Origin of the sequence: Halomonas daqiaonensis (genome assembly GCF_900109725.1) — a bacterium.
GTDB lineage: Bacteria > Pseudomonadota > Gammaproteobacteria > Pseudomonadales > Halomonadaceae > Halomonas > Halomonas daqiaonensis.
Genome location: NZ_FOBC01000001.1, coordinates 26,157 through 45,671, shown reverse-complemented (window position 1 = coordinate 45,671; position 19,515 = coordinate 26,157). Strand labels below are relative to the sequence as shown.

The following is a 19,515-nucleotide window of genomic DNA, read 5'->3' as shown; positions in this document are numbered from 1 at the left end:
CGCCTGCTGCGAGGAATCTGATCGATGCGATACGCTGCCCCTGGCCTGGGCCTGCTGCTGGGTACATTGCTCAGTGGGCATGTCATGGCGGCCGACCCGGCCGATGTGCCGACTGTGCATGGCCTGGCTCTGTATGGTGACCCTCGCCTGCCGACAGACTTTCTGCATTTTCCGCATGCCGATCCCGAGGCCCCCGAGGGTGGCAGCCTGGTGCGTTCGGCCATCGGCAGCTTCGACTCCACCAACCCCTTCATCATCCGTGGCACCCCGGCCACCGGCTTGACCGAGATCTACGACACTCTGCTGACCCAGAACCCTGACGAGCCCTTCTCGATGTATGGCCTGCTCGCCAAAGGCGTGCGGTTGGATCCGGATCGGCAATGGATCGAATTCGACCTGCACCCCAAGGCACGCTTCCATGACGGCGAACCGGTCACCGCCGAGGATGTGGTGTTCAGCTTCGAGACCCTGACCGAGCAGGGCCAACCCTTCTATGGCGCCTACTATGCCGACGTCGCGGGCATCCGAGCCGTGGACGAGGATACCGTCCATTTCGACCTCGCCGACAGCGATTCGCGTGAGCTACCGCTGATCATCGGCCAGTTGCCGATCCTGCCGGCCCATTTCTGGGAGGGTCGTGACTTCGAGGCCACCACTCGCGATGCCCTGCTGGGCTCCGGCCCCTACCGCATCGGCACGGTGGAACCGGGACGGCGCATCGTCTATGAGCGCGTTGGCGACTACTGGGGACGCGACCTCCCGGTGAACCGGGGCCGTCACAACATCGACCGTCTGGTCTACGATTACTATCGTGACCAGACGGTGGCCCTCGAGGCCTTCAAGGCCGGCAACCTCGACATGCGGATCGAGACCAGTGCCCGAAACTGGGCCACCGCCTATGACTTCCCGGCCATGGAGGAGGGGTTCGTCAAGCGGCTCGAGGTACCCGACGGCCAGCCCGCCGGCATGCAGGCCTACGTGATGAACCTGCGGCGCGAAAAGTTCCAGGACGTGCGGGTCCGCGAGGCCCTCAACTTGGCCTTCGATTTCGAGTGGCTCAACCGCAACCTTTTTTACGGCGCGTACCAGCGTACCGAAAGCTATTTCGCCAACTCCGAGATGGCCGCCGAAGGCCTTCCGAGCGAGGCCGAGCTGGCCCTGCTCGAGCCGCACCGCGAGGGGCTTCCTGCACGGGTCTTCGACGAACCCTTGCCCATCGAGCAACCCGAAAAGATGCGACCCCGGTTGGCCAAGGCGCTGGAGTTACTCAACGAAGCCGGCTATGTGGTGCGCGACGGTGTCATGACCCACCTCGACTCCGGTGACCCGTTGACCCTGGAGGTACTGCTCTTCGACACCCAGTTCGAACGAGTCGTGCAGCCGCTGCTGCAGAACCTGGCCAAGATCGGCATCGAGGGCGATATCCGCATCGTCGACGTCAACCAGTACCTCAACCGACTGCGCCAATTCGACTTCGATATCATCGTCGGCAGCTTTCCCCAGTCGGCCAACCCCGGCAACGAACAGCGCGACTTCTGGACCAGCGAGTACGCCGAGGTCCCCCAGAGCCGCAACCTGATCGGGCTCAGCGATCCGGTGATCGACGAGCTGGTCGACACCCTGATCGCCGCCGACTCCCGTGAGGCACTGGACACGGCTGCCAGGGCACTGGACCGGGTGCTTCGCTGGGGCTTCTACGTCATTCCCCAGTGGCATCTGGGTCAGACGCGTATTGCCCTGTGGGACAAGTTCGGCTGGCAGGAACCCTTCCCCGAGTACAATCTGGACCTGGCCGCCTGGTGGGTGGACCCCGAGCGCGGCGCCGAGATCGAGGAGCGCCAGCGCAACCGCTGAGGGAGCATTACCGTCAACCCGGCCCGCCGTTTGCCATCATCCGTGGAGTAAGGATACGCCGTGGCCCGCTACGTACTGCGCCGCCTGCTGCTGATGATCCCCACCCTACTGGGGATCATGCTGCTCAACTTCATCATCGTCCAGGCTGCCCCGGGGGGGCCCATCGACCAGGTGCTGGCCCGCTTCCAGGGGCTCTCGAGCCAGGCCAGCACCCGCATGGAAGGGGGCGGTGGTGACGTCGCGTCGGGCAGCGAATCGCGAGGCGCCCGGGGTATTCCTCCCGCCTTCATCGAGAAGCTCGAGACGCAGTTCGGGTTCGACGAGCCCGCCCATGAGCGCTTCCTCGGCATGATCGTCGACTACGCCACCTTCGATTTCGGCGAGAGCTTCTTCCGCGATGAGCAGGTCACCACCCTGATGCTCGAGCGCCTGCCCGTGTCGATTTCGCTGGGGCTCTGGACCACGCTGGTGGTCTATCTGGTCTCGATCCCGCTGGGCATTCGCAAGGCACTCCATCACGGTTCACGCTTCGATGTCTGGAGCTCGGGACTGGTGATCATCGGCTACGCCATTCCCGGCTTCCTGTTCGCCATCCTGCTCATCGTGCTGTTCGCCGGCGGCAGCTATTGGGACCTGTTCCCGCTGCGCGGCCTCACCTCGCCGGACTTCGACGAGCTCTCCGCCTGGGGCAAGGTCAAGGATTACCTCTGGCACATCACCCTGCCGGTGATCGCCTCGGCGATCGGCAGCTTCGCGACCCTGACCATGCTGACCAAGAACAGCTTCCTCGACGAGGTCCACAAGCAGTATGTGCTCACCGCCCGCGCCAAGGGGGCCAGCGACCGACGGGTGCTGTACGGCCATGTGTTCCGCAACGCCATGCTGATCATCATCGCCGGGCTGCCGGCCGCCCTGATCGGCATCTTCTTCACCGGGTCGCTGCTGATCGAGGTAATCTTCTCGCTCAACGGCCTGGGCCTGTTGGGCTTCGAGGCGGTGATGCAGCGCGACTACCCGGTGATCTTCGGCACCCTGTACCTCTACACCTTGATCGGGCTAATCCTGAAGCTGATCTCCGACCTGACCTATGTGTGGGTGGACCCGCGCATCGACTTCGAGTCACGGGAGTCCTGAACCGATGTCACTGCTCTCGCGCGAGCTCTCCCCCATCACGCGTCGCCGCCTGGCGGTCTTCCGCGACAACCGCCGCGCGAGAGTCTCGCTGTGGATCTTCGCGGCCCTCTTCGTGGTAAGCCTGGTGGCCGAGCTGATCGCCAATGATCGGCCCATCGTGATGCAGTACGAGGGAAAGTGGTATGTACCGGTGATGGTCGACTACCCCGACACCGAGTTCGGAGGCTTCCTGCCCAGCCCCGCCGACTACCGCGACCCCTTCGTGCACGACGAGATCACGGCCAATGGCTGGATGCTCTGGCCGCCGATCCCCTTCTCCTACGAGACCCTGGACATGCAACTGGACCATCCGGCCCCGTCACCCCCCACGACCCGCCACTGGCTGGGCACCGACGACCAGGGCCGCGACGTTCTGGCCAGAGTGATCTACGGCTTTCGGCTTTCGGTGATCTTCGCGTTGGTGCTCACCGCGGGATCGCTGGTACTAGGTGTACTGGCTGGCGGCATCCAGGGCTACTTCGGCGGCAAGGTGGACCTGATCGGCCAGCGTTTCACCGAGATCTGGTCAGGGCTACCGATGTTGTTCCTGCTGATCATCCTGGCGAGCCTGGTGGAACCCAATTTCTGGTGGTTGTTGGGCATCATGCTGCTGTTCTCCTGGCTGGGCCTGGTCGACGTGGTACGTGCCGAGTTCTTGCGCGCGCGAAACCTGGAATACGTGCGTGCCGCTCGGGCCATGGGCCTACCCTCGTGGCTGATCATGTGGCGCCACGTGCTGCCCAATGCCATGGTGGCGACCCTGACCTTCATTCCCTTCCTGTTCACCGGGGCCATCACCACCCTCACCGCCCTGGACTTTCTGGGCTTCGGCTTGCCCCCAGGGTCTCCGTCGCTGGGGGAACTGGTCGCCCAGGGCAAGAACAACCTTCAGGCCCCATGGCTGGGGATCACTGCCTTCATCACCCTCTCGGTGATGCTCTCGCTGCTGGTGTTTATCGGCGAGGGGCTGCGCGATGCCTTCGACCCACGCCATATCCAGCATGCCGCCAGCCCGTCCCCGGCAACGAACGAATCCCGGAGGAGCGGGCCCGATGCGTGAGCCTGGCACCACCCCCCTGCTGCAGCTACACGACCTGACCATCGCCTTCGACGAGGTCACCGTGGTCGAGCGGCTGTCGCTCACCGTCAACCGTGGCGAGACGCTGGCGTTGGTCGGCGAATCCGGCTCCGGCAAGTCGGTCTCGGCACTCGGCGCCATGAACCTGCTGCCCCCCAATGCCCGGGTGAAAGGCAGACGTCGACTGGGCGAAACCGACCTCACCACCCTGAATGATCGGGGGTGGCGAGGACTGCGTGGCGGCCGGGTCGGCTTCGTCTTCCAGGAACCCATGACCTCGCTCAATCCGCTTCACCCCATCGGCAAGCAGATCGGCGAGACCCTGCGCCTGCACCAGGGGCTCAGCGGCAAGGCCGCCCGGGCGCGCACCCGGGAACTGCTGGAGCAGGTGCGACTGCCGCGTGCCGAAGAACTGCTGGATGCCTGGCCGCACCAGATCTCCGGCGGCCAGCGCCAGCGGGTCATGATCGCCATGGCCATTGCCAATGGACCGGAGCTGCTGATCGCCGACGAACCTACCACCGCGTTGGATGTCACCGTGCAGCAGGAGATCCTCATCCTGCTCGCTGAACTGCGCGATATGCACGGCATGGGCATGCTCTTCATCACCCACGACCTCAATCTGGTGCGTCGCCACGCCGACCGCATCTGCGTGCTGAATGGCGGCCGCGAACAGGAAACCGGCCCGGTGACCGAAGTCTTCAATCATCCCCGCAGTGACTACACGCGACTATTGCTGGAGGCCGAACCCACTGGCCGCCCAACCCCCGCCACACAAGTCGCTCCGCTGCTGAACGCCCGAAGGATCGGCGTCAGCTTCCCGCGCCCGACTCGACTGTTTGCTCGCCGCCCGCCCCCGTTCGAAGCCGTCAAGCCGCTGGATCTCCACGTCGCGCCCGGCGAGACCCTGGGGATCGTCGGTGAATCTGGTTCCGGCAAGACCACCCTGGCGCTTGCGCTGCTGCGCCTGGGTCAGGGCAGCGGCGAGATCGAGTTCGACGGTATCCGCCTCGACCAGTTGACCGGCAACACCCTGCGTCGCCAGCGCAGCAACCTGCAAGTGGTGTTCCAGGATCCCTATGGCTCGCTCTCGCCGCGCCTGCCGGTCTTCGATATCGTCAGCGAAGGACTACGCTTCCATCATCCGGAGCTCACTAAAGCCGACGTCGACCGTCGCGTGCGTGCCACTCTGCGGGAGGTGGGTCTGCCCGAGGAGTGCGCTTCCCGCTACCCTCACGAGTTTTCCGGCGGCCAGCGCCAACGCATCGCCGTGGCCCGCGCCATCATCCTCGAGCCCCGACTGGTGGTCCTCGACGAGCCAACTTCGGCCCTGGACCGCAGCGTACAGAAGCAGCTCGTCGAACTGCTGCGCGACCTTCAGGCCCGGCGGCATCTCAGCTATCTGTTTATCAGCCACGACCTGGCTGTGGTTCGGGCCATGGCCCATCGAGTGCTGGTGCTCAAGGACGGCGAGGTGATGGAAGAGGGTGACTGCCTGCAGGTCCTGGAGAATCCCGCCAGCGACTATACTCGAGCCCTGGTAGCGGCCGCCGGGCTTTCGCCACGCGAATGAGCAAGTCACGTCACCTTGGTTGTTGTTTACTGATACGAGCCTGATATTGGTAGTCAAAAGCAAGATAACGGTATAAAAACAGACTCCTGACATCCAAGGTGCCGCGTGACATTTCTGGGCGCGTTGACAAGGTAAGCATCCGCCAGTGGTTACGCTGGGTTACACTGACCGCCTGTTAAAAGGCTTCAGGACGCCATGCGCACACTCCTTCCTTCCCTGCTTGGAATACTGTTCCTGGCATTCTTGATGGCGTTACCCGCCAGTGCCGACTCTGCCCCGCTGTCACTCGATGAGGGCTGGGAATATCGTTGGGGAGACTCCCCCTTCCAAGACGACGGCACCCCGGCGTGGGTCAATGATCCACCAGCACAGGGCGAGTGGCAGCCGATCGCCTTCCCCTCCAACCCGCCTGTCCGCGGTGGCAGCAAGCATGCCTGGTTCCGCATCACCCTCCCCGAGGGAGAATGGCGCGACCCGGTGCTCTACATCTACAGCGTCGACCTGATCACCCAGGCCTGGCTGGAGGACGAACTGATCTACCAGCACGGGCATTTCGATGATCGCGGGGAAGGACGATTCGCGGGCTGGCCCTGGCACATGATCAGCCTGCCCGAAGCCTTTGCGGGCAAGACGCTCTACTTCCGCGTCTTCTCCGACTACACCGACATCGGCCTATGGGGCGAGGTCAAGCTGATGGAGCGCCTCGATCTGCTGCGCTACATCCTCGAGCGTTCGGCCGCTGATCTGATCGTCAGCGCCTTCCTGCTACTGCTGGCCCTGCTCGCCTCCATATTCGCCCTTGTACAGGGCAACCGGCGAAGTTTCTTCGGTATCGGACTGTTCTCTCTGGCTTCAGGCATCATGCTGCTGGCCGAGACTCAGGCCAGTCAGCTGCTTCTGGATATCCCCCTGCTGTGGGATTACCTGGCAGCCGTCGGCTACTATACCTTGCCGGTGGCCATGGGACTGATGCTGGAACACTGGTTCGCCGCCCAACGTCCGATACTGCTGCGCCGCATCTGGCAACTGCACCTAGGCTACCTGGTGTTGGCGCCGGGACTGGCACTGGCCGGGATCATCGACCTCTCCAGCACCTTCCCCACCTTCGATGCCCTGCTGCTGGTCACTCTGCTGGTGATGTTCACCACCATCGTCGTGCGCCTAGACGCTCTCAACGCCGAGCAGAAGTTGATCATCACCAGCTACGGGCTCTTCGCCCTTCTGTTGCTGGTCGACATGGCCGTGGCCCACGGCCTGCTGCCCTGGCGCCGGGTTCCCGTGAGTGGTGGCGCATTGGGTTTCGCGCTGGCCATCGTGATGATCTCGCTCTGGCACTACCGGCATATCCAGCGCGAACTGCACCGACTCAACCTTTCCCTCGAAAAGCAGGTCGCCGAGCGCACAGGGGAACTGGAGCACATGGTCGAGACATTGCAGGCCTATTCCTACCAGGATGCCCTGACCGGGCTGCACAATCGTCGCTACTTCGATGAGCTTCTCGAGCACGAGGCGGCGGTCGCGCGTCGTCAGGGCACGTCGTTGACCCTGGCGATGATCGATATCGACCACTTCAAGCAGTTCAATGACCGCGAGGGACACGAGGCGGGGGATACGGTGCTGGTGGGCGTGGGGCGTGTGCTGAGCCATCACTTCCGCGACGCCGACGTGGTCTGCCGGATGGGCGGCGAGGAGTTCGTCATCATCATGCCCGGGGCAACATCAGCCAGCGCCGAGGCCCGCCTCGCCGAGCTGCTGGAGATCCTGAGCCGAACGCATTTCCGTCACCGGAACCGGGAGCTTGGGCCCCTAACGATCTCCTGCGGCATTGCCACCTACCCCGAGCATGCCGGCGACCCCCTGACGTTGATCGGGCTCGCCGACAAGGCGCTATATTCGGCCAAACATCGCGGGCGGGCGAGAATCGAGATCTATGCATGAAGGCACCTCGCCCGACGCCAGAGGGTCTCAAAGGCTCACCGGGGCGAACCTGGACTCAGAACAGCGCCACTTCGTCCTCGCTGAGCTCTCGCCACTCACCGGGCGCCAGCTCGCCGAGGGACAGCGGACCGATCGACTCACGGTGCAAGGCCACCACCTGGTGACCGATGGCCGCGAACATCCGCTTGACCTGATGGTACTTGCCTTCAAAGAGCGTCAGCTCGGCAACGCACGGCGAGCGCATGGCCAGGTCCGCGGGACGCGTCAGCTTCTCTTCGCCGTCGAGCAACAGGCCCTCAGCGAAACGGGCCACGGCGTCATCCAGCGCCGCGCCGTCCAACGGCTCGTCGAGCATGACCCGATAGACCTTGCCACAGCGCCGCTTCGGCGACGTGACGCGGTGCGACCACTGGCCGTCGTCGGTCAGTAACACCAGCCCGGTGGTGTCGACGTCGAGTCGGCCGACCGTCTGCAGGCGCTCCACATGGGGCAAGTCGACCAGTTCGCGAACCAACGGGTAGAGGCCACGACGGGCACTACATTCGACGCCCTCGGGCTTGTGGAGCATCACGTAGCGCAGGCCGACCAAGGCCAGGTGCTCGCCGTTCCAGACGACACGGCTCTGGTCGTCGACCTGAGTGGCAGGATTCTTGACCACCCTTCCCTCCACCAGAACCTCCTCACGGTGCAAGGCCTTCTTGGCCAGGCTTCGTGTGAGATCGGTGGTCTCGCAAAGGAAACGGTCCAGACGCATCAGTAGCCGACCCCGTCGGCGAGGCCGAAGTGGTCGGCATCGCGCCAGGCAGGAAACTTCTCTCGGAAGCTGCGCAGCTCCTCGAGTGAGAGACTGCCGGTCTTCAGGAAGGGGATATCACGGGGCTCGTCGAGCAGCGCCTCGCCCTTGGCATCGACCAGCATCGAATCCCCGGCATAGCTCATCCCCTTGGCATCCTCGCCGACCCGGTTGACGCCGATCACCGGGCAGAGGTTCTCGATGGCCCGGGCCTGCAGCAGCACTCGCCAGGGATGGCGCCGGGGTGCCGGCCAGTTGGCCACGCACAGCAGGGCGTCATACTCGAAGTGCTCGTCGGGGCCGGGCTGCTGGCGCAGCCAGACGGGAAAGCGCAGATCGTAGCAGACGCTGAGCAGGATCCGGAAACCCTTGAGCTCGACGATCACCCGTTCGTGCCCCATGGCGTAGCGTTCGTGCTCTCCGGCCATGCGGAACAGGTGGCGCTTGTCGTAGGTGACCAGGCTGCCATCCGGGCGCGCCCAGACCAGGCGATTGAAGTAGTCGCCGTTGTCCATCACGGCAACACTGCCTGTCACCACACAACCCCGGCGAGTCGCCTGGCCCTGCAGCCAGGCCACGGTGCGACTCTCGGCCATGGGCTCGGCCATCTCCCGGGAGTTCATGGTGAAGCCGGTGGCGAACATCTCCGGCAGCACGATCAGATCGGTGTCATTGCCGTCCAGATCGCCAAGGGTTTCCTCGAGCATCCGGCAGTTGGCGTCGGGGTCTTCCCAGCGCAGGTCACACTGCACCAGGGTGGTTCTCAATTCGCTCATCCTGGGACTCCCGTTCAGATAACATGCTCGAACACAGCCTACCCCAGGAGCCCCGCCGCCGTCAGCCGATGCTCACAGGCCATGGCAAGCAAACCTGTAGCCTGCTAGGTTAGCTCCTTTTTATTGCGAGGCTCGCATGTCCGCCATCCCCGTCTCCCTGCCCGACCGCGAAGCCGCCAAGGGCGTTGCCTTCGGCCTGACCGCCTATATCACATGGGGTTGCTTCCCGCTGTTCTTCGCCCTCTTCCAGGGCGTGCCCGCCTTTGAGATATTACTTCACCGGGTAATCTGGTCCTGCCTCTTCCTGGCCGGGCTGGTCACTTTGCTCGGCCGCTGGTCACCCATCCGCCGAGCCATTGCCGAGCCGAAGCGCCTCGGCCGAGTGCTGGGTTGCGCTCTGCTCATCGCCGTGAACTGGGGGCTCTACATCTATTCGGTGGAAACTCACCATGTGCTGCAGGCGAGCCTGGGCTACTTCATGACCCCACTGGTCAACGTGGGGCTGGGCATGCTGGTACTGCGAGAGCGCATGGCGCGCCTGCAGGGTGTAGCGGTGGGACTGGCCGGACTGGCTATCGCGATCCAGCTCGTGCTGCTGGGCGAGTTGCCCTGGATCAGCCTGGTCCTGGCCTTCTCCTTCGGTACCTACGGCCTGCTGCGCAAACAGGTGCCACTGGACGGCCTCTCGGGGCTCTTCGTCGAGACCCTGCTGCTGCTGCCCCTGGCCCTGATGGCGCTTGGGTGGCTAAGCCAGGCCGAGCTCTCCCACTTCTTCGACAATGGCCGCACTACCGCGCTGCTGGTGGCCAGCGGGGTGATTACTGCCCTGCCCCTGCTGGCGTTCGCCGGGGCCGCGCGCCGCCTTCGCCTGGCGACGCTCGGCTTCCTGATGTACCTCAACCCGACCATCCAGTTCGTCATCGCCCTGCTGGTTTTCCATGAGCCCCTGGCACCGGTGCAACTCACCACCTTCCTGCTGATCTGGATCGGGCTGGCCCTCTACTCCTGGTCAGCCTGGCGGTCACGCCCACGGGCGGCGAGAACCTCGGCCACCTCATCGCGTTGACCTGCCTCCGATCCCGCTGGTGAGCCGAGACAGGATCAGGCCTGGCTGGCGGCCAGGGCCTGCTCCAGATCCGTGAGGATGTCATCAACATGCTCGATGCCGATGGAGAGGCGCACCATGTCCGGTTTCACGCCAGCCGCCTCGAGCTCCTCGTCATTGAGCTGACGGTGGGTGGTGGACGCCGGGATCGACGAGCAGGTCTTGGCATCCCCGATGTTGACCAGGCGCAGGATCATGCCCAGGGCGTCGTAGAAGCGCGCCCCGGCCTCACGTCCGCCCTGGAGGCCGAAACTGAGGATGCCCGAGGCGTGTCCGTTCATGTACTTCTGCGCCAGAGCGTAATCCTTGTGGCTCTCGAGGCCGGCGTACTGCACCCAGGTCACCGACGGGTGCTCTTCGAGATACTTGGCCACCTTCAGGGTGTTGTCGCAGACGCGCTCGATGCGCAGCGACAGGGTCTCGAGGCCCTGCAACAGGTTCCAAGCCGCCTGGGCGGAGAGTGCCGCTCCCATGTTGCGCAGCGGCACCACCCGCGCACGGCCGATGAAGGCGGCCTCGCCCAGGTCACGGGTATAGCAGACACCATGGTAGGAGACGTCCGGTTCGTTGAGCAGCGGAAAGCGGTCGGGGTACTCGGCCCAGGGGAATCGGCCAGAGTCGACGATCACGCCACCCACGGTGGTGCCGTGGCCGCCGATATACTTGGTAGCCGAGTGGATGACGATGTCGGCACCGTGCTCGATGGGCCGCCACAGGAAAGGGGTCGGCACGGTATTGTCGACGATCACCGGTACGCCGTGGCGATGCGCGGCCTCGGCCAGGGCAGCCATGTCCACCACGCTGCCCGAGGGGTTGCCGACACTCTCGCAGAATACCGCCTTGGTGCGGGCATCAATCAACGGCTCGAGGCCGGCGATGTCATCCTTGTCGGCGAAGCGTACCTCGATGCCCTGGCGCGGCAGCGTATGGGCGAAGAGGTTATAGGTGCCGCCGTAGAGCTCGCTGATGGAGACGATGTTGTCGCCCGCCTCAGCGATGGTCTGGATGGCATAGGTGATGGCCGCCATGCCCGAGGCCACTGCCAATCCGGCGATGCCGCCCTCGAGGGCCGCCACGCGCTGCTCGAGCACCGCACAGGTGGGGTTCATGATCCGCGAATAGATATTGCCCTCGACCTTCAGGTCGAAGAGGTCCGCCGCATGCTGGGCGTTGTCGAACGAGAACGAGGTGGTCTGGTGGATGGGTACCGCCACGGCGTGCTGGTCATCCGGGGCATAGCCGTGGTGCAGGGCGAGGGTCTCGAGCTTCATGGCGTGTCCTTCTGGGGTGTCGTGGGATATCCACTATTTTACCCGATGCTAACGAACCCTGAACGCGGGGACCAATATCGTTTAGTCTGGTAGCCATGCCTCGGGGTCGCTCCCGTCGCCCCTGCCAACGACATGGCGAACAAGGATGCTCAAGCGCTACCTGCCGATCATCACCTGGCTACCTCACTACACCCGCCGACTGGCCGGGGCCGACCTGCTGGCCGGCGTGATCGTCACCGTGATGGTGATTCCCCAGTCACTGGCCTATGCGATCCTCGCCGGTCTGCCGGCGGTGGTCGGTCTCTATGCCAGCATCCTGCCCCTGCTGCTCTATACCCTACTCGGTACCAGCAGCACCCTGGCAGTGGGCCCCGTGGCCATCATCGCCCTGATGACCGGTGCGGCCTTGAGCAACGTGGCCGCACCGGGATCGCCGGAATACCTCGAGGCAGCCTTGGTACTCTCACTGCTCTCCGGCGCCATCCTGACGCTGATGGGCCTACTGCGAATGGGCTTTTTCGTCAATTTCCTGAGTCACCCCGTGATCGCAGGCTTCCTGTCCGCCTCGGGTATCCTGATCGCCGCCAGTCAGGCTGCCCACCTGCTGGGCATCGAGGCCAGCGGCCACACCGTGATGGCGCTCGGCCTGAGTCTGGTGGAAAACCTGGCCGAGAGCCACTGGCCGACGGTTGCCATCGGCGCCGGCAGCCTCGTTTTCCTGATCGCGGTGCGCAAGGCAGGCAAGCAGGCGCTGATGGCGTTGCATCTTCCACCGGCCCTGGCGGATCTGCTGGCCCGCGCTGGCCCGGTCGCGGCCGTGGTGGTTACCACGCTGGTGACCTGGCAGTTCGGGCTGGCCGAGCAGGGTGTGGCCGTGGTTGGAGAGATCCCTCGCGGACTGCCGCCCCTCACGCTGCCGGGTTTCGATGCCTCGCTGTGGAGCACCCTGCTGATGCCGGCCTTCTTGATCAGCATGGTAGGCTTCGTGGAATCGGTCTCCATGGGCCAGATGCTGGCGGCCAAGCGGCGCCAGCGAATCTCCCCCAACCAGGAGATGATCGGGCTCGGCGGCGCCAACCTGGCCGCCGCTTTCACTGCCGGCATGCCAGTGACCGGAGGGCTATCGCGAACGGTGATCAACTTCGAGTCGGGTGCCCAGACCCCGATGGCGGGACTCTTCGCCGCCATCGGCATCGGCCTGGTGACCCTGGCCCTCACCCCCTGGCTCTACCATCTTCCCATCGCCACCCTGGCCGCCACCATCAGCGTGGCCGTCCTGACCCTGGTGGATACCGCTACCATCCGTCAGACGTGGCGATACTCGCGCAGCGACTTCTCGGCCCTGGCGATTACCATTCTGCTGACCCTGCTGGAAGGCGTCGAGGCCGGCATTATCTCGGGTGTCCTGCTATCCATCGCCCTGTTTCTCTACCGCACCAGCCGTCCACACAGCGTGCTGGTAGGCCGCATCGACGGTACCGAGCACTTCCGCAACGTCAAACGCCACGAGACCGAGACCGTCAGCCACCTGGCCATGCTACGCATCGACATGAGCCTCTATTTCGCCAATGCCCGCTATCTCGAGGACACCGTATATACCCTGGTGGCCAGCCGGCCCGAACTCGAGCATGTGGTGCTGATCTGCTCGGCCGTCAACCTGATCGATGCCTCGGCGCTGGGGAGCCTGGATGCCATCAACGCCCGCCTCAAGGACTCCGGGGTTACCCTCCACCTGGCCGAAGTCAAGGGGCCGGTGATGGACCGCCTCAAGCACAGCGACTTCCTAGACGACCTCTCGGGAAGGGTCTTTCTCAGCACCTATGCGGCCTGGCAGGAGCTCAAGCGTCCGCCTGACACGGATTGAAGGCCAGCCTGTCAGCCGACCTCCACCTGTTCCGTCACCTTGTCGACGATGTAGCGCCCGATAGGCAGGGCCGAGGTGGCCGCCGGTGAGGGTGCATTGCAGACGTTGACGGTACGCCGCGTGTTGACGAACAGGAAGTCGTCGATCAGCCGGCCGTCGCGGGAGACAGCCTGGGCGCGCACTCCGGCGGGACAGGGCTGAAGATCGTCGAGCGTCAGCTCCGGACAGTATCGGCGCACCAGCGCCAGGTAACGGCGACGAGAGAAGGAGTTGCGCAGCTCCTCCAGCCCCGGCTGCACGTTACGGGACAGCATCCGCCACACCCCGGGATGGGTGAACAGCCGCGCCATGTCCGGCAGCGAGACATCCGACTTGCGATACCCCTCACGTGCCAGTGCCAGCACGGCATTGGGGCCAAGGGTGATGCCGCCGTCGATCATCGGCGTCAGATGCAGGCCGAGGAAGGGCATGGCCGGATCAGGAATGGGGTAGATCAGGTGATCGACGATTCCGTTACGCCCCTCGGGCAGGCGGAAATACTCGCCGCGGAAGGGACAGATGATGAAGCCGGGATCACGTCCCAGCATCCTCACGATGCGGTCGGCCATCAGCCCCGCACAGGAGATCAGGTAGCGGGTCGAGAACTCGTCGCTGCGGGTCCTGACCACCACCTCGCCGGGGCGCTCGTCGATCCCGGTGACCTCCTGGTCGAAACGAAGCTGTCCACCGCGTTGCTCGAACGCCTCGGCCATGGCACGGGTTACCCGGGAATAGTCGACGATACCGCTGGAGGGCACGAAGAGGGCCCCGACGCCGGTAATTGCCGGCTCACGTTCGCGCAGTGCCTCGGCGGATAGCCACTCACGCTCGAGGCCGTTGGCACCGGTTCGCTCCCAGAGTCCCTGCATGCGTTCAAGCTCAAGGTCATTGGTGGCCACCAGCAGCTTGCCGCAGATACGGGTCTCGATGCCGTGGGTCTCGCAGAACGCCTGGGTGGCCCGGTTGCCTTCGCGGCAGAAGCGCGCCTTGAGGCTGCCGGGCGCGTAGTAGACGCCGGCATGAATGACACCGCTGTTGCGACCACTCTGATGGTGGGCCGAGCCTGACTCCTTCTCCAGCAGCAGGATGCGCCGGTCGGGAAAGGTCTCACTCAGCTGCATGGCGGTAGACATGCCGAGGATACCCCCGCCGATGATGATGAAGTCGTACACGGCTCACCTCACAATGACAGGCTTGTGACCGGAGAATATCCATGATCTCGGCCCGTTTCCATTTTTCGATGCGACACGGCACGATTCACCACAGTGGCGATGATTGGGTATGATAGCTGCCACATTCGGAACGACAGCGCGCCATGGACACCTCCTCGAAACAGAACCTCGGTGTCAGTGCCTACCACTGGCTGAAACGCGACATCATCCGCGGCGTCTTCATGCCCGGCGAGAAGCTGCTGATGAGCGGTCTCAAGGAGCGTTACGGGCTTGGCATCGGTCCCTTGCGCGAGGCACTCTCGCAGTTGGTGGCCGAGAGCCTGGTGGTGGCCATCAGCCAGCGTGGCTATCGGGTTGCGCCCATGTCGCTTTCGGAACTCGCCGACCTCTATGACGCCCGGGCCCAGCTCGAGGGGCTTACCCTGGAGCTCGCCATCCAGCGCGGGGGCGATGATTGGGAGGCCGACATTCTGGCCAAGGCCCATACGCTGGCCAAGGTGACCGAAGTCAACAGCTCCGAGGAACTGCTCGACGTCTGGGATACCCGCCACAAGGCCTTCCATACAGCCATCGCCGCTGGCTGCAACTCCCCCCACCTGCTGAAGGTTCGTGAAAGCCTGTTCGACCAGGTGGAGCGCTACCGCCATCTCTGGCTGCGCGAGACGGTCTTCTCTGCCGAAGCCCTGGAACGCAAGCGGCGTGAACATGCTGCCCTGGTGGAGGTTATCCTCTCTCGCGATGCCCAGCGTGCCGCCGAGATGATGCGCGAGCACCTGATGACGCCGGTCCCCATCATCACCGAGGCCATGCGTCATCGGGGACTGGCCTGAACAGGACCCACTGCCATACAAGCATCAAGACATTGTCACGATGCTGTCACCCGGGCGCGCCAGACTCGAGAGCATGACAGGAACGCACCGGCATTTTATGGTGTCGATATAATAAGGCCGCCCGGGACCGGGCTTTATGGAGACGACGATATGCCCCACCTGTTGAAATTTCCTCGCGACCTGGAAGCCCGCCTGGAGCGTGCCAGCCACCACACCGGTATCACCAAGGCCGAGCTGATCGAGCGCCTTGTACAGGCCGGCCTGGCCGACCTGGAGACCCAATTATTCCTCGAAGATGCCGCGGCCCCCCGCGTCGATCGCAGCATCGATCAACTGCTACGCGAAAGCGGCCTGGGCATCTGATACGAGGTTATCGGGTGAGAGGGCATCAGGCGAATCCGGCGCGGAAGCCTCGGTAGGCTGCCAGGGCCTGTTCGGTCGATACCGCCTTCAGCCGTACCTCCTGTCCCGGCAGGCATTGAGCCAGCCGTGAGCAGGCCAGCGGCGTCAGCGCCCCGAGTCGCGGATAGCCGCCGATGGTCTGGCGATCATTGAGCAGGGCAATGGGTTGGCCGTCGGGCGGCACCTGCACCGCTCCCAGGCCGATCCCCTCGGAAATCATGCTGTTCATCCGACAATGGAGCCGCGGACCGGTCAGGCGTACCCCCATGCGATCGGCACGATCATCCACGTGCCAGGGCGCATTGAATGCCTGGAAGAGGCTCACCCCGCTGAATTCGCCGATCTGGGCACCTGGCAGCAGCGCCAGGTCGACCGACTGGCAATAGTCATACTGTTCCTCCCGGGGAGCCTCGTTTCCGGTGGAAGCTTTGCGTGGCGTTACTTTCAGGCAATCGCCCTTGGCCAGTCGGTGCCCCTGGCCATCATGACCGCCCAGTCCCTCGCGTGCCACACAGGCCACGCTGCCAAGCACCGGCTCGGCCGAGAAGCCACCGGCCACCGCCAGATAGGCCCTCAAGCCATTTACCGGCGCATCGAAGGCGATTCGCTGGCCGACCTTCACCGACAGCGATTGCCAGCCGGCCAGCGGCTCGTCATCCAGGGTCATGGACAGATCCGCCCCTGCCACGGCAAGCACCAGGTCGCATTCGGCTACCAGCTCGAGCCCGCCGAAGGTCACCTCCAGTGCCGGGGTTCCCCAGGCATTACCCGCCAGGTGGTTGGCCCAGGCCCAGCCGTGCAGGTCCAGCGGACCACCCTGAGTCACTCCCAGCCGACGCACGCCGAAGCGCCCGGCATCCTGGAGCAGTGCCAGAGGGCCGGCCCTCGTCACACTCAGGCCGTTTACTGAATGTGTCATGCTCCCTCCTCCATCGGGCGGGGGTCGCCACCCAGGCGCTCGAACTCGGCACGATCGATGGGCACGAAGCGCACCCGATCGCCGACCCGGAGCAGGCTGAATCCCTCCCGGTCGCGATCGAAAAGCACCGTCGGAGTGCGACCGATGAGGTTCCAGCCGCCCGGCGTGACGGCGGGATAGGCGGCGGTCTGTTGTCCCGCCACGGCCACACTGCCCGCCGGCACGCGGCGCCGCGGGGACTCCAGGCGCGGCGCCTCGATCCTGGAGTCGACGCTGCCCATGAAGGCGAAGCCCGGCGCAAAGCCCAGGGCAAAGACCCGGTAGCTACGTTCACTGTGGCAGGCCACCACCTCCTCGAGGTTCATGTCAGCAAGCTCGGCCAGTCGCGACAGTTCGGGCCCCACCGAGGCGTCGTACCATACCGGCAGTTCCTGAACCGGTGCATCCTGCGCCTCTTCATCGGGTTCCAGCCACTGCAGAAGCTCGACCAGCCGTTGTCTGGCCTCACCTGGCGTGAGTCGCAGTGGGTCGAAGACCACCAGCAGGGTGGTATAGGAGGGCACCAGATCGACCAGCCCATCGCCGAATGCCGACTCACAGTCTCTCACCAAGGCGGTGAGCCAGGGCATGTTGCCTTCGTCGATCGCATCGAACAGGCGCACCATCCAGCCATCGAGCCCGGCGGGTTCGAGGCGCGGCAGCCCCTGCGGGAAGTAACGGTTCATGATGCGCTCGCCATGCCGTTGAGCGCCTCACGGATCGCCTCGATGGCAGCAATCGATTCGGGGTTGTCGCCATGCACGCAGAGGGTATCGGCGGCAAGCACGAGATCGCTGCCGTCGATGGCCGTGAGCGGCTCGCCACGGGCAATGCGCTGCGCCTGATCGACGATCACCTCGGGGTCGTGATACACGGCCCCCGGCTCTCGCCGGGAGACCAGCCGCCCTTCGGCATCATAGGCGCGATCGGCGAAGGCCTCGAACCACAGCGTGACGCCATGCCGTTCGGCCAGTTCCCGGGCTGGAGACGTATCTCGGGTGGCCATCACCATCAACGGCAGGCGGGCGTCAAAGGCCAGTAGCGCACGCATCACCGCCTCGAGGATTTCCGGGTCACGCATCATGTCGTTGTAGAGCGCCCCGTGGGGCTTGATGTATCCAACCTCGAGGCCCTCGGCTCGGCAGACCCCGGCCAAGGCGCCGAGCTGATAGAGCACCAGGTTCTCGACCTCCTCGGCCGAGCAGGCCATCGAACGCCGCCCGAAGCCAACCATGTCCGGGTAGGCGGGGTGGGCGCCCACGGTGACGCCATGGCGCTTGGCCAGCCGCACGGTCATGCGAATCACGTCGGGGTCGGAGGCGTGGAACCCGCAGGCCACGTTGGCCAGGTCCACGTGGGGCATCACCTCGTGGTCCAAGCCCATGACCCAGGGACCGAAGCTCTCGCCCATGTCGGCATTGAGCAGCAGGGATTTCATGATCCACCTCCTCTGAGCTAGGTTTTAGGTATAATTTATCAATAATTTATAGGTTAAATAACGCCCTTTAGTCTACATATCGTTGACTCGGCATTGCCCTGCCACCTAACCTTTTTGCCGAACAATCACTAGACTCCTTCTGGAGGACCCGCTGCAGGACAGCCCGCAGCGACAACAAGAACCCGATTCGAGGAACCGCCATGACTGCCCGCCTCCCTATCCTGCATCTGACCTCGGCTGTCGCCATTGGTATCAGCCTAGCCACCTTGGGCGGCACCGCCCAGGCCGCAACAGAATGGGACATGCCGACACCCTACGGCGACATGACCTTCCACACCGTCAATATCCGCGAATTCGCCGACGACGTGCGCGAGGCAACCGATGGCGAACTGGACATCACCGTGCACTCCAACGGTTCGCTGATTGGCCACGCCGAGATCAAGAACTCGGTGCGTCGCGGCATCGTGCCCATCGGCGAGCTGATCATGTCCCGCCTGGCCAACGAGAATGCTATCTTCGAAGTCGACTCGGTGCCCTATCTGGCGACCAGCTACGAGGAAGCCCAGACCCTGTGGGAGGCTTCACGGGAGATCATTGCCGAGGAACTCGCCGAACAGCAGTTGCGTATTCTCTTCGCCGTTCCCTGGCCACCCCAGGGCATCTACACCCAGCATGCCCTGGAGGAGCCCGACGACCTCAAGAACCTGAGCATGCGGGCCTACAACACCGCCAGCGAACGGATCGCCCAGCTGGTCGGTGCCGTACCGACCCAGGTCGAGGTACCGGATATCCCCACCGCCTTCAGCACTGGCCGAGTGGACGCCATGATCACCTCGCCGGCCACCGGTGCCGACACCAAGGCCTGGGACTACCTGAGCCACTTCAACCACGCCCAGCTGTGGCTGCCCAAGAATATGGTGATCGTCAGCGAGCAGGCCTTCTCGCGTCTCGACGAGACCACCCGGCAGGCGGTACTGGACGCGGCCGCCGAAGCCGAGACGCGCGGTTGGGAGATGAGCCGCCAGGAGACCGACGACGCCATTGCGGCGCTCAAGGAAAACGGCATCGACGTCAGCGAGCCGACGCCCGAACTCGCCAGCCTGCTCCAGGAGGTCGGCGAGACCATGACCGAGGAGTGGGCCGGCCGCGCCGGTGACCAGGGCGCCGCTATCCTCGAGGCCTACGAGGCCGCTCGCGACTGATCCGCCATCCGCCGGGACGCCTCGTCCCGGCATCAACCTCCGGTTCTCA

Annotated in this window: 17 protein-coding genes; 10 read left to right on the top strand and 7 right to left on the bottom strand. The window is 64.4% G+C overall.

Translation table 11 applies throughout. From position 1 onward, the window contains the following. The first annotated feature begins 24 nt into the window (after nt 1–24). The 5 genes from BMY30_RS00190 to BMY30_RS00170 all read left to right on the top strand — a co-directional run bounded on the left by BMY30_RS00190 (nt 25) and on the right by BMY30_RS00170 (nt 7,616). Complete coding sequence (locus BMY30_RS00190; RefSeq protein ID WP_089709583.1) at nt 25–1,854, top strand: extracellular solute-binding protein; 1,830 nt, start codon at nt 25–27, stop codon at nt 1,852–1,854. Between the two features lie 60 nt (nt 1,855–1,914). After that, nucleotides 1,915–2,988, top strand: a complete 1,074-nt coding sequence (locus BMY30_RS00185) for a microcin C ABC transporter permease YejB (RefSeq protein ID WP_089709581.1) — start codon at nt 1,915–1,917, stop codon at nt 2,986–2,988. A 4-nt stretch (nt 2,989–2,992) separates the two neighbouring features. Beyond that, nucleotides 2,993–4,087 carry an ABC transporter permease gene (locus tag BMY30_RS00180; RefSeq protein ID WP_089709579.1) on the top strand — a complete coding sequence of 365 codons (1,095 nt, stop codon included), beginning with the start codon at nt 2,993–2,995 and terminating at the stop codon, nt 4,085–4,087. Next, nucleotides 4,080–5,678, top strand: coding sequence for an ABC transporter ATP-binding protein (locus BMY30_RS00175; protein WP_089709577.1), 1,599 nt, complete (start codon nt 4,080–4,082; stop codon nt 5,676–5,678). Before BMY30_RS00180 ends, BMY30_RS00175 begins: the two co-directional genes overlap by 8 nt. A gap of 195 nt (nt 5,679–5,873) precedes the next feature. Beyond that, nucleotides 5,874–7,616 carry a sensor domain-containing diguanylate cyclase gene (locus BMY30_RS00170; RefSeq protein WP_089709575.1) on the top strand — a complete coding sequence of 581 codons (1,743 nt, stop codon included), beginning with the start codon at nt 5,874–5,876 and terminating at the stop codon, nt 7,614–7,616. 55 nt (nt 7,617–7,671) lie between these two features. Here the strand turns inward: BMY30_RS00170 and BMY30_RS00165 are convergent, their stop codons facing one another. Beyond that, complete coding sequence (locus BMY30_RS00165) at nt 7,672–8,370, bottom strand: pseudouridine synthase (protein ID WP_089709573.1); 699 nt, start codon at nt 8,368–8,370, stop codon at nt 7,672–7,674. After that, on the bottom strand, nt 8,370–9,185 hold the full coding sequence (locus BMY30_RS00160; protein ID WP_089709571.1) for an amidohydrolase: 816 nt from the start codon (nt 9,183–9,185) through the stop codon (nt 8,370–8,372). The genes BMY30_RS00165 and BMY30_RS00160 overlap by 1 nt, the downstream gene beginning before the upstream one ends. Nucleotides 9,186–9,321: 136 nt before the next feature. Between BMY30_RS00160 and rarD the strand changes: the two genes are divergently transcribed. Next, nucleotides 9,322–10,251 (top strand): EamA family transporter RarD, encoded by a 930-nt coding sequence (gene rarD / locus BMY30_RS00155; RefSeq protein WP_089709569.1) that lies wholly within the window; start codon nt 9,322–9,324, stop codon nt 10,249–10,251. A gap of 35 nt (nt 10,252–10,286) precedes the next feature. Here rarD and BMY30_RS00150 read toward each other — a convergent pair whose 3' ends face one another. Continuing rightward, nucleotides 10,287–11,561: an O-acetylhomoserine aminocarboxypropyltransferase/cysteine synthase family protein gene (locus BMY30_RS00150; protein WP_089709567.1), complete on the bottom strand. Its 1,275-nt coding sequence runs from the start codon at nt 11,559–11,561 to the stop codon at nt 10,287–10,289. Nucleotides 11,562–11,706: 145 nt separating this feature from the next. Here BMY30_RS00150 and BMY30_RS00145 point away from each other — a divergent pair, with 145 nt between their 5' ends. Further along, entirely contained in the window at nt 11,707–13,425 is a 1,719-nt protein-coding gene (locus BMY30_RS00145) for a SulP family inorganic anion transporter (RefSeq protein ID WP_089709565.1), read from the top strand. Nucleotides 13,426–13,436: 11 nt separating this feature from the next. On the opposite strand, the gene lhgO is transcribed toward BMY30_RS00145, so the two are convergent. After that, nucleotides 13,437–14,636: an L-2-hydroxyglutarate oxidase gene (lhgO, locus tag BMY30_RS00140; protein WP_089709563.1), complete on the bottom strand. Its 1,200-nt coding sequence runs from the start codon at nt 14,634–14,636 to the stop codon at nt 13,437–13,439. Between the two features lie 143 nt (nt 14,637–14,779). Here lhgO and csiR point away from each other — a divergent pair, with 143 nt between their 5' ends. Together csiR and BMY30_RS00130 are read left to right on the top strand one after the other, a co-directional pair. Further along, nucleotides 14,780–15,466, top strand: coding sequence for a DNA-binding transcriptional regulator CsiR (gene csiR, locus BMY30_RS00135; protein ID WP_089709562.1), 687 nt, complete (start codon nt 14,780–14,782; stop codon nt 15,464–15,466). A gap of 150 nt (nt 15,467–15,616) precedes the next feature. Further along, nucleotides 15,617–15,829: a hypothetical protein gene (locus tag BMY30_RS00130; RefSeq protein WP_089709560.1), complete on the top strand. Its 213-nt coding sequence runs from the start codon at nt 15,617–15,619 to the stop codon at nt 15,827–15,829. 25 nt (nt 15,830–15,854) lie between these two features. Here the strand turns inward: BMY30_RS00130 and BMY30_RS00125 are convergent, their stop codons facing one another. From BMY30_RS00125 to BMY30_RS00115, 3 genes are read right to left on the bottom strand one after another with little or no spacing between them, the layout of a single operon-like run. Next, entirely contained in the window at nt 15,855–16,787 is a 933-nt protein-coding gene (locus BMY30_RS00125; RefSeq protein ID WP_089709558.1) for a 5-oxoprolinase subunit C family protein, read from the bottom strand. Then, nucleotides 16,784–17,512 carry a 5-oxoprolinase subunit PxpB gene (pxpB, locus tag BMY30_RS00120; RefSeq protein WP_089709556.1) on the bottom strand — a complete coding sequence of 243 codons (729 nt, stop codon included), beginning with the start codon at nt 17,510–17,512 and terminating at the stop codon, nt 16,784–16,786. Before pxpB ends, BMY30_RS00125 begins: the two co-directional genes overlap by 4 nt. After that, nucleotides 17,509–18,264 carry a 5-oxoprolinase subunit PxpA gene (locus BMY30_RS00115; RefSeq protein WP_089709554.1) on the bottom strand — a complete coding sequence of 252 codons (756 nt, stop codon included), beginning with the start codon at nt 18,262–18,264 and terminating at the stop codon, nt 17,509–17,511. Before BMY30_RS00115 ends, pxpB begins: the two co-directional genes overlap by 4 nt. A 200-nt stretch (nt 18,265–18,464) precedes the next feature. Here BMY30_RS00115 and BMY30_RS00110 point away from each other — a divergent pair, with 200 nt between their 5' ends. Then, complete coding sequence (locus BMY30_RS00110) at nt 18,465–19,466, top strand: TRAP transporter substrate-binding protein (protein ID WP_089709552.1); 1,002 nt, start codon at nt 18,465–18,467, stop codon at nt 19,464–19,466. Nucleotides 19,467–19,515 lie beyond the last annotated feature (49 nt).

Excerpts from the sequence above, each read along its gene's own strand:
- BMY30_RS00190 (WP_089709583.1), top strand. The coding sequence starts at position 25 with ATGCGATACGCTGCCCCTGGCCTGGGCCTGCTGCTGGGTACATTGCTC.
- BMY30_RS00180 (WP_089709579.1), top strand. The coding sequence starts at position 2,993 with ATGTCACTGCTCTCGCGCGAGCTCTCCCCCATCACGCGTCGCCGCCTG.
- BMY30_RS00175 (WP_089709577.1), top strand. The coding sequence starts at position 4,080 with ATGCGTGAGCCTGGCACCACCCCCCTGCTGCAGCTACACGACCTGACC.
- BMY30_RS00170 (WP_089709575.1), top strand. The coding sequence starts at position 5,874 with ATGCGCACACTCCTTCCTTCCCTGCTTGGAATACTGTTCCTGGCATTC.
- BMY30_RS00165 (WP_089709573.1), bottom strand. The coding sequence starts at position 8,370 with ATGCGTCTGGACCGTTTCCTTTGCGAGACCACCGATCTCACACGAAGC.
- BMY30_RS00160 (WP_089709571.1), bottom strand. The coding sequence starts at position 9,185 with ATGAGCGAATTGAGAACCACCCTGGTGCAGTGTGACCTGCGCTGGGAA.
- rarD (WP_089709569.1), top strand. The coding sequence starts at position 9,322 with ATGTCCGCCATCCCCGTCTCCCTGCCCGACCGCGAAGCCGCCAAGGGC.
- BMY30_RS00150 (WP_089709567.1), bottom strand. The coding sequence starts at position 11,561 with ATGAAGCTCGAGACCCTCGCCCTGCACCACGGCTATGCCCCGGATGAC.
- BMY30_RS00145 (WP_089709565.1), top strand. The coding sequence starts at position 11,707 with ATGCTCAAGCGCTACCTGCCGATCATCACCTGGCTACCTCACTACACC.
- csiR (WP_089709562.1), top strand. The coding sequence starts at position 14,780 with ATGGACACCTCCTCGAAACAGAACCTCGGTGTCAGTGCCTACCACTGG.
- BMY30_RS00130 (WP_089709560.1), top strand. The coding sequence starts at position 15,617 with ATGCCCCACCTGTTGAAATTTCCTCGCGACCTGGAAGCCCGCCTGGAG.
- BMY30_RS00125 (WP_089709558.1), bottom strand. The coding sequence starts at position 16,787 with ATGACACATTCAGTAAACGGCCTGAGTGTGACGAGGGCCGGCCCTCTG.
- pxpB (WP_089709556.1), bottom strand. The coding sequence starts at position 17,512 with ATGAACCGTTACTTCCCGCAGGGGCTGCCGCGCCTCGAACCCGCCGGG.
- BMY30_RS00115 (WP_089709554.1), bottom strand. The coding sequence starts at position 18,264 with ATGAAATCCCTGCTGCTCAATGCCGACATGGGCGAGAGCTTCGGTCCC.
- BMY30_RS00110 (WP_089709552.1), top strand. The coding sequence starts at position 18,465 with ATGACTGCCCGCCTCCCTATCCTGCATCTGACCTCGGCTGTCGCCATT.